Below are 11,644 nucleotides of genomic sequence, written 5' to 3'. Positions count from 1 at the left end.
CTGAGCAGTTCGGGGAGACGGTTGGCCAGCAGGGTGCCCCAGTGGTGGATGCGTGCCGGGCCGGTGAGGTGGCTGCCGTCGTGGTCTGTGGCAGGGATCTTGGTGGCGTCGATGGTGATGACCAGTTGCCGGACGGGGAGGGTGTCTTGTCCGAGGGCGGTGCGGGCGAGGTGGCCGATGGCGGCGGCGCGGCGGGCGTTGAGTTGGATGCGGGTGGCGTCGTCGTCGTTGCAGGCCAGTTCGCGCATCTCGGGTGGGAGGTCTTGTTCGGGGAGGTGGGCGGCGATGCCGGTGATGGCGTCGCTGAGGGCGATGCCGTCTGCGGGGTTGAGGCGCAGGAAGGCTTCGATCTGGCCGTCCTTGATCTCGGTGATGTGGACCTTGCGTTCCTTGCGTGCCCGTACCTCCTTGGCGGTGGCGGACGCGGGGTCTGCCGCGATGATCCAGGAGGGCAGTTCCTTCAGTACCCGGGCCCAGGGCCATTGGCCCAGTGCCTGGGCGCACTTGCGGTCGACCTGGGTCACGGCGTCGGCGCTGAGGCCCACGCACTCGGAGGCGACACGGCAGGCCTGGTGGAACCGTACGGTGCCGGCCAGCATGGCCTCCCACAGCACGGGGTGGCGGTCGCGTACGTTGAGGACGTCGGCGATCCGGCCGATCGCCGAGCCGGGGGAGATCCCCAGCGCGGCGCCGACCTCGAGTGCGACGAACTCCCCGACCGAGGCGGTGCCGTCGGCGCCGTAGCGGGTGAGTTGCTCGATCGTCTCGTAGGTGCGTTCCTCGTCGAGCTGGTAGGTGTCGATGATGGTGGAGATGGACACGGCCTGGGCGACTTCGGCCATCCGGGCCAGCGCGTCTGCTTCGGTGAGGTTGGCAAGGGCCTGGGTCAGTGTTCTGGGGAGCACTTCCATGGTCCCCACTCTAAAGCCGGCCACCGACACTTTCGTCAACACCACCTACTACTGCGACATGGAATGGATACAAGTAGCGATTAGGAAGCACGAGAGGGTCGGCGCCCTCCTTGGGTGTCAGGGCAGAGGGCTGTCGGCCAGCCAATGGCGCGGTGATGCCCCCAGGTGCCGGGTGAACACCCGCGAGAAGGACGAGGCGTTGACATAGCCAAGGTCCCGCGCCACGACGCCGACGGGCTCGCCGTCCCTCAGCCGCGACTGGGCGATGGTCAGGCGCCACTGGGTGAGGTATTCGCCGGGCGCCATTCCGACCACGGTCTTGAACCGGGCCGCGAACGCGCTGCGCGACATCCGGGCGGCCTGGGCCATCCCGGTCAGCGACCACTGTGCCCCGGGCGCCTCGTGCACCGCCACCAGCGCCGGGGTCAGGTCGGGGTCCGACAGGCCGGCCAACAGGCCGGGCGGCAGGCCGAGCTCCGCGGCGTGGGCCAGCACCCAGCGCAACAGCTGGATGAGGACCACCTCGAAGAGTCGGTCGGCGATCAGCCGATGGCCACAGCGAACGCTGTCGGCCTCTGCGAACAGCACGTCCAGCACGGGCGCCAACGACGGCACGTCGGCGAGCGGGATCGTCATGGCCGCAGGCAGCGCACCCAACAGCGGATGGGTGCCACCCCCTGCGAAGTCCAGCGCAGCGCAGGTGAGGTCTGAGCCTCGACGGGCGGGTTGTGGAAGGCGTGCCGCAGCGGCCGTGGATAGAACAGCAGGGTGGGCCGCCGCAGCGTGACCTTCGTGAGGCCGCCGCCGTCGTCAGGGTGCGTCACCTCCATCTCCCCGCGCCTCAGCACGTGGAGGAAGCCCCGCCCCGGCCGGGGTTCGAACGTCGTGACCCCGCACATGGGGCCGGTGTGGAACAGGCTGGTCTCGATCCGGAAGCGATCGAGCAGCGCGGCCAGGCGGTCGGGCCCCATGACACCTCCGTGGATGATCGGGTACATAACGCGGACGACGTGGCACCTATCGTCGCGCAATCCTCGCAAGGATGGAAGTGCCCGCACGGGCGGGCGATTGTCCGACAGGAGAAGCACCATGACCCGAGTCCCCCTCATCGATCGAGACGACACCAGCGGAGAGGTCAGCCGCACCCTCGACCACATCAACAGCGTCTTCGGCACCACCCCCACCATGTTCCGCGCCGTGGCGAACTCGCCGGCCGCCCTGGTGAGCATGTGGACGGCCTTCGGCGCGTACGGCGGCGGGGCGCTCGGCCCCGCCATCGGCGAACAGATCGCGGTCGCGGTGGCCAACGCCAACTCGTGCGAGTACTGCCTTGCGGCCCACACTGCGCTCGGCCGGCAGGCCGGCGTCAGCCGGGAGGCGCTCGCCGCCGCGCAGGTCGGCGAGTCCGACGACCCGCGCACCGAGGCCCTGCTGCGCTTCGCCATCGCCCTGGTCGAGCGGCGCGGCCAGGCCTCCGACCAGCAGTTCGAGGAACTGCGCCAGCTCGGCTGGAGCGACGAGGAGATCGTCGAGACCATCGGCCAGGTGGCCCTCAACGTCTTCACCAACTACGTCAACATCTCGCTCGAGGTGCCGGTGGACTTCCCGGCCGTCGAGCTGCGCCCCGTGGGCTGACGACACGGCGCTGACGACCGAGGCGGACCGACCGCGGCAAGGTAAGGTGGGGAGCCGTCGGTCCGAAGTGGTGGAGGTTGGTTGTCAGTGGCTGAGAATTTCGTTCACCTCCACTGCCACACGGAGTTCTCCATGCTGGATGGAGCCGCCCGCATCCACGAGCTCTTCAAGGGCGCGGAGAAGATGGGCATGCCGGCCCTGGCCATCACGGACCACGGGAACCTCTACGGCGCCTACGAGTTCTACAAGGCCTCCAAGAACTACGACGTCAAGCCCATCATCGGCCTCGAGGCCTACCTCACCCCGCGCACGCACCGCTCGGAGCGCAAGCGCGTCCAGTTCGGCGACGGCACCGGGGACGACGTCGCGTCGAAGGGTGCCTACACCCACATGACGATGTGGGCCTCCAACAACGAGGGCATGCACAACCTCTTCAGGCTCTCCACCCGAAGCTCGCTCGAGGGCTTCTTCTACAAGCCGCGGGCAGACCGGGAACTCCTCAACCTGTACGGCAAGGGCCTCCTCGCGACGACGGGGTGCCCGTCGGGCGAGGTCCAGACGTTCCTGCGCCTGGGCCAGTACGACAACGCCCGCGCCGCCGCCGCCGAGTTCCGCGACATCTTCGGCAAGGGCAACTTCTACGTCGAGCTCATGGACCACGGACTCGACATCGAGACCCGGGTCCGCAAGGACCTGCTGCGCCTGGCGAAGGACCTCGAGTTGCCGTTGGTGGCCACCAACGACCTGCACTACGTGCACTCGCACGACGCCGACGCGCACGACACGCTGCTGTGCGTCTCGGCCGGCTCCCGCAAGGCGGAGACCAACCGCTTCAAGTTCGACGGCAACGGCTATTACCTCAAGTCGGCGGAGGAGATGCGCTCCCTGTTCCGTGAACTGCCGGAGGCCTGCGACAACACCCTGGCCATCGCGGAGCGCATCGAGACGACGTTCGACGAGGGCATGGGCACCTACATGCCCAAGCACCCCGTCCCCGACGGCGAGACCGAGGACTCCTGGTTCCACAAGGAGGTCGAACGCGGCCTCCACGAGCGCTACCGCGGCGAGATCACGCAGGAGGTGCGTGAGCGCGCGGAGTTCGAGATGGGCATCATCGCGTCGATGGGCTTCACCGGCTACTTCCTCGTGGTTGCCGACTTCATCAACTGGGCGAAGAAGAACGGCATCCGCGTCGGCCCCGGCCGCGGCTCGGGCGCAGGGTCGATCTGCGCCTACGCCCTGCGCATCACGGACCTGTGCCCACTCCAGCACGGCCTGCTGTTCGAACGCTTCCTGAACCCCGAGCGCGTCTCGATGCCCGACTTCGACATCGACTTCGACGATCGCCGCCGCGGCGAGGTCATCCAGTACGTCTCCGAGAAGTACGGCAACGACAAGGTCGCGCAGATCATCACCTACGGCTCCATCAAGGCCAAGGCCGCCGTCAAGGATGCGGCCCGCGTCCTCGACATGCCGTTCGCCATCGGTGAGCAGATCTCCAAGGCGATGCCGCCAGACGTGATGGGCAAGGGCGTGCCGCTGGCAGACCTGTTCAACGAGCAGCACAAGCGTTATGCCGAGGGCAACGAGTTCCGCGAGCTGTACCAGTCATCCCCGGACGTGCGCACCGTCGTCGACACCGCCAAGGGCCTCGAGGGCCTCAAGCGGCAGTGGGGCGTGCACGCGGCCGGCGTGATCATGAGCTCGGACCCGCTCATCGACATCATCCCGTTGATGAAGCGCGAGGCCGACGGCGCCATCATCACGCAGTTCGACTACCCGGGCTGTGAGTCCCTGGGCCTGATCAAGATGGACTTCCTGGGGTTGCGCAACCTCACCGTCCTCGACGACGCAGTGCGCAACATCAAGCTGAACCGCGACTTCGACCTCGATCTCGACTCGCTGGTCGACGACATGTCCGACAAGGCCTCCTACGACCTGCTGGCCAGCGGGGACACGCTGGGCATCTTCCAACTCGACGGCGGCGGCATGCGCACGCTGCTGCGCCTCATGCAGCCGGACAACTTCGAGGACATCTCGGCCGCCCTCGCCCTCTACCGGCCGGGCCCGATGGGCGCGCAGTCGCACACCAACTACGCCCTGCGCAAGACCGGCCAGCAGGAGATCGTCCCGATCCACCCCGAGCTGGAGGAGCCGCTCGAGGACATCCTCTCGACCACCTACGGCCTCATCGTCTACCAGGAGCAGGTCCAGCAGATCGCCCAGCGCGTCGCCGGCTACTCGTTGGGCAGGGCGGACCTCCTGCGTCGGGCCATGGGCAAGAAGAAGAAGGAGGTCCTCGACGCGGAGTTCGTGCCGTTCTCCGAGGGCATGCGGGCCAACGGGTACTCCGACGCCGCGATCAAGGCGCTGTGGGAGATCCTCGTCCCGTTCTCCGACTACGCCTTCAACAAGGCCCACACCGCCGCGTACGGCGTCATCTCCTACTGGACCGCCTACCTCAAGGCGAACTACCCGGTGGAGTACATGGCGGCGCTGCTGCAGTCGGTGCGCGACGACAAGGACAAGTCGGCGCAGTACCTCGCCGAGTGCCGCCACATGGGCATCGAGGTGCTGCCGCCTGACGTGAACTCGTCGGAGGTCATGTTCACGCCCGTCGGCGAGCACATCCGGTTCGGCCTCGGTGCGGTGCGCAACGTGGGCGACAAGGTCGTCACCGCGTGGGTGGAGGAGCGCAAGCGCCTCGGCCCTGCCGCCGACTTCTACGACTTCCTCGACAAGGCCCCGCTCCCGATCTGCAACAAGCGGGTGATCGAGTCGCTCATCAAGTCCGGCGCGTTCGACGAGATGGGCCACACCCGCCGCGCGCTCATGGGCATCTTCGAGAACGCCGTCGACTCGGTCATCGACCTCAAGCGCAACGCCGAGCACGGCCAGGACGGGTTCGACTTCGGGTTCGACACCGAGGGCACCGACGCGGCGGCCAGCCTGCGCGAGGTCGTCCCCGAGGTCGACGAGTGGGACCGTCGCACCAAGCTCGGCTTCGAGCGCGAGATGCTGGGCCTCTACGTGTCGGACCACCCGCTCAACGGCCTCGAGCACGTGCTCCAGGCCAACTCGGAACGCTCCGTCGCGTCCGTGGCGTCGGCGGAGGGATACCGCGGGCCCACGAAGATCTGCGGCCTCGTCACCTCCGTCGCGCGCCGGGTCAACAAGGCGGGCAACATCTGGGCGATCATCACGGTGGAGGACCTCACCAGTTCGATCGAGGTCACCGTCTTCCCACGGGTCTACGACCAGGTGGCGCAGTACCTCGAGCCGGACACCATCGTCGCCGTCAGCGGCATCGCGGAGGACGGCGAGGACCGCGGCCGCATGCGGGCCCAACAGGTCATCACGCCGCACGTGAGCGCCGAGGGCAACGTGGGGCCGCTGGCCCTGTCGCTGCCGGCCGTGCGCTGCACCCCCGGCCTGGTGAGCCGACTCAAGGAGATCCTCGCCCAGTATCCCGGCGCTGCGGAGGTGCACCTGAGCCTGCGCACGGGCGACAAGATCAAGACGTTCCGCCTCGGCGACGGCTACCGCGTGGACCTCACCTCGGCCCTGTTCGCGGACCTCAAGGCAGTGCTCGGCCCCGCCTGCGTCGGCATGGGACGGGGCGCCGATGTCTGAGGGCCTCCTCGTCGTCACCCGGCGCAGCCAGCTGGCCGAGTTGTGGGACAACAGCTGGTGGCGCTTCGTGGTCTTCGTCGCCTCCTCGGTGCTGGTCGGCGCGTTGGGCGGCCTGCTGTGGTCGGCCACGGCGCCGCGCCCCACCTACCTCGTCCAGGAGGACCTCACCGCCTTCATCTCCGAGCGGGGCCAGGCAGCGATGATCGGCGCCGACGCCAGCTTCGTGCTGATCACCGGCATCGTGGGCGTCGGCATCGGCCTGGTGGGCTGGTTCGTCCTGTACCGCCGCGGCTGGCTGGTCATCGTCGGGTCGATCGTGGCTGCGGCCGCCGCCTCGCTCATGACGTGGCGCCTCGGGCTCATCGTCGGCGACACCGGGTTCGCGCAGCGGCTGGCCTCCGCCTCGGCCGGTGACGTCGTCCCGGTCGACCTCCAGCTCCGCGCCCTGGCTGCGCTGTTGGTGGCGCCCTTCGCGGCGATCACCCCCGTGATGCTGTTGGCCGCCTTCTGGCCGGAGCCGCTCGATGAGCAGCACCTCGAGGAGCTCGAGCCCACGCAGTAAGATGGCTCATCGTGCTGCGCAATCTTGATTTCACCGGGGCCCAGGGGCCGTACCGGTCCATGCTGCCCCGCGGTTCCTTCGACGTGGAGGCGGCCGTCGGCGTGGTCCGGCCCATCGTCGCGGACGTCGCAGCGCGTGGCGAGGCGGCCCTGCGGGAGTACTCGGAGAAGTTCGACGGCGTGGTGCCGCAGTCGCTGCGGGTCCCGGCCGCGGAGCTCGCCCGTGCCGCGGAACAGCTCGACCCGGCGCTGGCGGATGCGTTCGCCGTGTCCATCCAGCGCCGCCGCCAGGTGGCCGAGGACCTGGAGCTGGACTCCAACCCCACGCCCGCCGTCCTCGCAGACGGTGCGCGGGTCGGGTTGCGCAACATCCCCGTCGAGCGCGTCGGCCTCTACGTCCCGGGCGGCCTGGCGCCGCTGGCCTCGTCGGTGATCATGAACGTGGTGCCTGCCCAGGTGGCGGGCGTCCCGTCGATCGCGGTGGCGTCGCCGCCCCAGAAGGAGTTCGGGGGCCTCCCGCACCCCAACATCCTGGCCCTGTGCCACATCCTGGGCATCGAGGAGGTCTACGCGGTCGGCGGTGCGCAGGCGGTGGCCATGTTCGCCCACGGCGTCGAGGGCCTGTGTGAGCCCGTCTCGCTGGTGACCGGGCCCGGCAACATCTACGTGGTGGCCGCCAAGCGGCTGTTGCGCGGCCTGGTCGGCATCGACTCCGAGGCCGGACCCACGGAGATCGCCATCGTGGCAGACGACACCGCCAACCCGGCCTACGTCGCCGCAGACCTCATCTCGCAGGCCGAGCACGACCCGCTCGCCGCCTCCGTCCTGATCACGCCGTCCACGGCACTCGCCGAGGCCGTCCAGGCGGAGCTGGTGCGGCAGGTGGACACGCAGAAGCACCGCGAGCGGATCCGCACCGCGTTGACCGGCCAGCAGTCCGCCGTCGTGCTGGTGCGTGACCTCGACCAGGCCGTGGCCGTGGCAGACGCCTACGCGGCCGAACACCTCGAGATCCAGACCGCAGACGCCGAGGCGGTCGCCGCCCGCATCCGCAACGCCGGAGCGATCTTCGTCGGGGGCTACGCCCCGGTCTCGCTGGGCGACTACTCGGCCGGCTCCACCCACGTGCTGCCCACCGCGGGGTGCGCCTGCCACTCCTCGGGCCTCAACGTGCGCTCCTTCATGCGCACGGTCCACGTCATCGGCTACACCGAGGGTGCGCTCATGGCCATCGCAGACGGCGTCGAGCGGTTCGCCCTGGCAGAGGACCTGCCCGGCCACGCGGCCGCCATCACCGTGCGGAGGCCGCAGTGATCAGCCTCGATGACCTCCCGCTGCGGGCAGACCTGGTGGGGGAGGAGCCCTACGGCGCGCCCCAACTCGACGTGCCCGTCGTCCTCAACGTCAACGAGAACCCGTACCCGCCGTCGCCCGCGATCAGGCAGGAGATGGCCGCGGCCATCGTCAACGCGGCCGGCACGCTCAACCGCTACCCCGACCGGGAGGCGCGCGCGCTGCGGGCCGACCTGGCCGCCTACCTGGGCCACGGCGTGACGGCCGACCAGGTCTGGGCGGCCAACGGCTCCAACGAGATCATGAGCCACCTGCTGACGGCCTTCGGCGGCCCCGGCCGCAAGGTGCTCACGTTCGCCCCGACGTACTCGATGTACCCGGAGTACGCCCGCAACACCTGCACCGAGTACGTCACCGTGCCGCGCCGCGACGACTACACGCTCGACGCCGAACTCATCCTCGGCGCCATCGCCGAGCACCAGCCCACCGTCGTGCTCATCACCACGCCGAACAACCCCACGGGCACCACGGTCCCGCTGGAGGTCATCGACGAGGTCTGCGCGAACACCGACGCCATCGTCGTGGCCGACGAGGCGTACCAGGAGTTCTCGAGCCGCCCCAGCGCGCTGGAGTTGTTGGCCAAGCATCCTCGCCTCGTGGTCTCGCGCACCATGAGCAAGGCCTTCGCGCTGGCGGGGGGCCGGGTCGGCTACCTTGCCGCCACGCCCGCCATCGTCGACGCCTGTCGGATCGTGCGCCTGCCGTACCACCTCAGCGCCCAGACCCAGGCCGTCGCCCGGGTCGCGCTCGCGCACGCCGACGAACTGCTGGCGCAGGTGCGTGCCCTCACGGCCGAGGCCCGCGGCTTCGAGGCCTGGGCGCGCACGCACGGCTACGCCGTCGTCGACTCGGGGGCCAACTTCTCGCTGATCGGGCGGTTCCCCGATCGCCACCAGGTCTGGCAGGCGCTGCTGGACAGGGGCATCCTGATCAGGGAGACCGGCCCCGCCGGCTTCCTGCGCGTCTCCGCAGGCACGCCCGCGGAGATGGCCTCGCTCAAGGAGGCCCTCACAGATCTCGAGCCCGAAAGGCAGCCATGACCCGCACCGCCACCGTCGAACGCACCACCAGCGAGTCGTCCATCACGGTCACCCTCGACCTCGATGGCACCGGCACGTCGCACATCTCCACCGGCATCGGCTTCTACGACCACATGCTCACGGCGCTGTCGAAGCACTCGCTGATCGACCTCACCGTCCAGGCGGAGGGCGACCTCCACATCGACGGCCACCACACCATCGAGGACACCGCCATCTGCATCGGCCAGGCGCTGAAGCAGGCGCTGGGGGACAAGTCGGGCATCCGCCGCTACGCCTCCGCGGTCGTGCCGCTCGACGAGGCGGTCGCCGAGGTCGTCGTCGACGTGGCCGGTCGCCCGTACGTCACCTGCCAGGGCGAGCCCGAGGGGCAGGTGTACGCACGCATCGGCGGTTCCGGCGTTCCCTATGCCGGTTCGATGACCTACCACTTCTTCGAGTCGCTCGCCCTCAACGCGGGCCTCTGCCTCCACCTCACCCTGCGTGCCGGCCGTGACCCCCACCACATCGTGGAGGCCGAGTTCAAGGCCCTCGCGCGTGCCCTGCGTGACGCCGTCGAGATCGACCCGCGCCAGCAGGGGATCCCCAGCACGAAGGGTGCACTCTGATCCGGCGGGTGGGGCTGCTCGACTACGGCTCGGGCAACCTCCACTCCGCAGCCCGGGCGTTCCGCAACGCGGGGGCCGACGTCGTGGTGACCTCTGACCAGGCCGTGCTGCTCCAGCAGGACGGCCTCGTGGTGCCTGGCGTCGGCGCCTTCGCCGCCTCGATGGCGGGCATCGCCGCCGTCGGGGGCATCGACGTGATCCGTCGGTGGGCCGAGGCCGAGCGCCCGCTGTTCGGCATCTGCGTCGGTCACCAGATCCTGTTCGAGGCGGGCCACGAGCACGGCACCCACACCGACGGCATCGGCCTCTACGACGGCGAGGTCATCGGCCTCGATGCCAGGCGCCTGCCGCACATGGGCTGGAACACCGTCGTGGCGCCGGCGGGCAGCGCCCTCTTCAGCGGGCTGGGCGACGAGCGCTTCTACTTCGTGCACAGCTATGCCGCCCTCACGGGGCCCGCGGACGCCCTGGTCACCACCGCGGAGCATGAGGACGCGCGTTTCGTCGCGGCAGTCGAACGTGGGCACGTCTCCTCGACCCAGTTCCACCCGGAGAAGTCCGGCGCCGCGGGGGCGCGGCTCATCGCGAACTGGTTGCAGACCTCCTGACATGACATCGGGCCGCCGGCACACGCCGGCGGCCCGATGCGTCCTGGGCGTCGTCAGGCTGATCGCGCCGGGGCCAGGGCCTCGGCGACGGCCGCGTCGAGACGCGCACGGCGCTCCAGCCATTCCTCCCCGGAGACCCACCCGGCGTTGTAGTCGAGGTCCCCGTGGGGGTCGACGATCGCCAGCACCCGTTCCCGACCGATGAGTGCCTCGGCGCCGCGCGCCACGGCGAGGTCGTCGAACGCGTCCCGCACCAGGCGGTGGCGCAGCGACTCCCATGGCTCGCCGCCCGGGCCGGGGTAGACGATGAAGGGGTCACCGCTGATGAAGCCGCCTCCGGCGCTGGTCTCCGCGAAGGGATCGATGGGCCAGCGCGACAGCTGGCTGGAGTAGAAGTTGAACGCCCAGTGCAGGAAGCCCTGCGCGTTCGCCTTGTACAGCTGCCAGCCGAGCGCCCGCGTGCGTATCGCGTCCTGGGCGATGAAGCGGTTGGCGACGTCCCACGACTGCGCGATGCAGTGGTAGACCCAGGCCGGCTCCACGCCGTGGGCCCGGAACGCGGGGACTGCGTCGGTGGCGACCACGGGGGTCTCGACCAGCGCGGCGAACTCCGGGTGCGACAGGGCGTCCAGCACGCGGCAGCCGTCGAGGAGGTCGAGGACGGACTTCCTGGCCAGCCGATAGGACTCGACGTGCTGGTCGTTGGGTTCGTCGGAGATGTGGAAGACCGTGCGGTCCAGGCCCAGCCGCTCGGCGAAGTACTGCTTCAGGAAGGGGATGAGGGCCCGCAGGAACTCCTGGTAGGACTCGTCGGTCGCGGCGGCGTCCCAGCCGAACATGTCGCGTGGCTCGCCGGCCACCCGTACCCGGAAGCGCGGTGCGGCCTTGGCGCCCCACTGGGTGAACAGGTGGGGGAGTTCGACCTCGTGGATGCCCACGGCGGTGAGCATGTCGAGCCACCGGTCGAGGCGCTCGGTGCCGAACGCGTAACGGCCGTCCTCGAGGCTGATGTCCAGGAGCTGGGTCAACCGCCGAGGTGATCGGGCACGTCGCACAGGGGGTCAGGCCCCTGATCCTCGCGCTCGACCCTGACGCGGTCCTGCTGGGCGGCGAGCTCGCGGAGAACGGCCAGCAGCTGCGCAGCGTGCTCACCACCCAGATCGCGTCGCTCGGGCTGACGCCGCCGTCGATCCACGTGGTGGAGGGTTCCGTCGACGCCATCATGCGCGGCGCGCCCCAGATGGCCGTGGCGCAGGCGCGTGACGCGATCGCCTCCAGCCTGATGGCGGAGTAGCGGC

Annotated in this window: 11 protein-coding genes and 1 pseudogene; 8 read left to right on the top strand and 4 right to left on the bottom strand. The window is 69.7% G+C overall.

Annotation, left to right across the window (positions count from 1 at the left end; translation table 11 throughout):
• The 3 genes and pseudogenes from ABEA30_RS11110 to ABEA30_RS11100 form a co-directional block, all read right to left on the bottom strand.
• Nucleotides 1-911 (bottom strand): DUF222 domain-containing protein (locus ABEA30_RS11110; RefSeq protein ID WP_345582796.1); only part of this gene is annotated, 911 nt, incomplete at its 3' end.
• Nucleotides 912-1,028: 117 nt separating this feature from the next.
• The gene (locus tag ABEA30_RS11105) at nt 1,029-1,262 is read right to left on the bottom strand and encodes a helix-turn-helix transcriptional regulator (protein WP_345582811.1); all 234 of its coding nucleotides are present in this window, start codon (nt 1,260-1,262) and stop codon (nt 1,029-1,031) included.
• A gap of 195 nt (nt 1,263-1,457) precedes the next feature.
• Nucleotides 1,458-1,882: pseudogene (locus ABEA30_RS11100) on the bottom strand (cupin domain-containing protein); the annotation flags it as partial.
• 118 nt (nt 1,883-2,000) lie between these two features.
• On the opposite strand from ABEA30_RS11100, the gene ABEA30_RS11095 reads away from it, so the two are divergent.
• From ABEA30_RS11095 to hisH, 7 genes are all read left to right on the top strand, one after another.
• Nucleotides 2,001-2,546 (top strand): carboxymuconolactone decarboxylase family protein, encoded by a 546-nt coding sequence (locus ABEA30_RS11095; RefSeq protein ID WP_345582794.1) that lies wholly within the window; start codon nt 2,001-2,003, stop codon nt 2,544-2,546.
• A gap of 87 nt (nt 2,547-2,633) precedes the next feature.
• Nucleotides 2,634-6,179: a DNA polymerase III subunit alpha gene (gene dnaE / locus ABEA30_RS11090; RefSeq protein ID WP_345582792.1), complete on the top strand. Its 3,546-nt coding sequence runs from the start codon at nt 2,634-2,636 to the stop codon at nt 6,177-6,179.
• Nucleotides 6,172-6,741 (top strand): hypothetical protein, encoded by a 570-nt coding sequence (locus ABEA30_RS11085; RefSeq protein WP_345582790.1) that lies wholly within the window; start codon nt 6,172-6,174, stop codon nt 6,739-6,741. The genes dnaE and ABEA30_RS11085 overlap by 8 nt, the downstream gene beginning before the upstream one ends.
• A gap of 11 nt (nt 6,742-6,752) precedes the next feature.
• The gene (hisD, locus tag ABEA30_RS11080; protein WP_386085541.1) at nt 6,753-8,054 is read left to right on the top strand and encodes a histidinol dehydrogenase; all 1,302 of its coding nucleotides are present in this window, start codon (nt 6,753-6,755) and stop codon (nt 8,052-8,054) included.
• The gene (locus ABEA30_RS11075) at nt 8,051-9,133 is read left to right on the top strand and encodes a histidinol-phosphate transaminase (RefSeq protein ID WP_345582788.1); all 1,083 of its coding nucleotides are present in this window, start codon (nt 8,051-8,053) and stop codon (nt 9,131-9,133) included. The genes hisD and ABEA30_RS11075 overlap by 4 nt, the downstream gene beginning before the upstream one ends.
• Nucleotides 9,130-9,738, top strand: a complete 609-nt coding sequence (gene hisB / locus ABEA30_RS11070; protein ID WP_345582786.1) for an imidazoleglycerol-phosphate dehydratase HisB — start codon at nt 9,130-9,132, stop codon at nt 9,736-9,738. The genes ABEA30_RS11075 and hisB overlap by 4 nt, the downstream gene beginning before the upstream one ends.
• Nucleotides 9,738-10,346: an imidazole glycerol phosphate synthase subunit HisH gene (gene hisH / locus ABEA30_RS11065; protein WP_345582807.1), complete on the top strand. Its 609-nt coding sequence runs from the start codon at nt 9,738-9,740 to the stop codon at nt 10,344-10,346. The genes hisB and hisH overlap by 1 nt, the downstream gene beginning before the upstream one ends.
• A 53-nt stretch (nt 10,347-10,399) precedes the next feature.
• On the opposite strand, the gene ABEA30_RS11060 is transcribed toward hisH, so the two are convergent.
• A complete protein-coding gene (locus ABEA30_RS11060; RefSeq protein ID WP_345582784.1) occupies nt 10,400-11,374 on the bottom strand; it encodes a DUF4091 domain-containing protein in 975 nt (324 codons plus the stop codon).
• A gap of 8 nt (nt 11,375-11,382) precedes the next feature.
• On the opposite strand from ABEA30_RS11060, the gene ABEA30_RS11055 reads away from it, so the two are divergent.
• Entirely contained in the window at nt 11,383-11,640 is a 258-nt protein-coding gene (locus ABEA30_RS11055; protein ID WP_345582782.1) for a hypothetical protein, read from the top strand.
• Nucleotides 11,641-11,644: the final 4 nt, after the last annotated feature.

The sequence above is a fragment of the Tessaracoccus lubricantis genome, from assembly GCF_039544535.1.
In the GTDB taxonomy this organism is placed as follows: Bacteria; Actinomycetota; Actinomycetes; order Propionibacteriales; family Propionibacteriaceae; genus Arachnia; species Arachnia lubricantis.
Note: the sequence above shows the minus strand (reverse complement) of the source record. Positions and strands in the feature narration are given on the sequence as shown.

Excerpts from the sequence above, each read along its gene's own strand:
- ABEA30_RS11095 (WP_345582794.1), top strand. The coding sequence starts at position 2,001 with ATGACCCGAGTCCCCCTCATCGATCGAGACGACACCAGCGGAGAGGTC.
- ABEA30_RS11105 (WP_345582811.1), bottom strand. The coding sequence starts at position 1,262 with ATGTCGCGCAGCGCGTTCGCGGCCCGGTTCAAGACCGTGGTCGGAATG.
- ABEA30_RS11085 (WP_345582790.1), top strand. The coding sequence starts at position 6,172 with ATGTCTGAGGGCCTCCTCGTCGTCACCCGGCGCAGCCAGCTGGCCGAG.
- hisB (WP_345582786.1), top strand. The coding sequence starts at position 9,130 with ATGACCCGCACCGCCACCGTCGAACGCACCACCAGCGAGTCGTCCATC.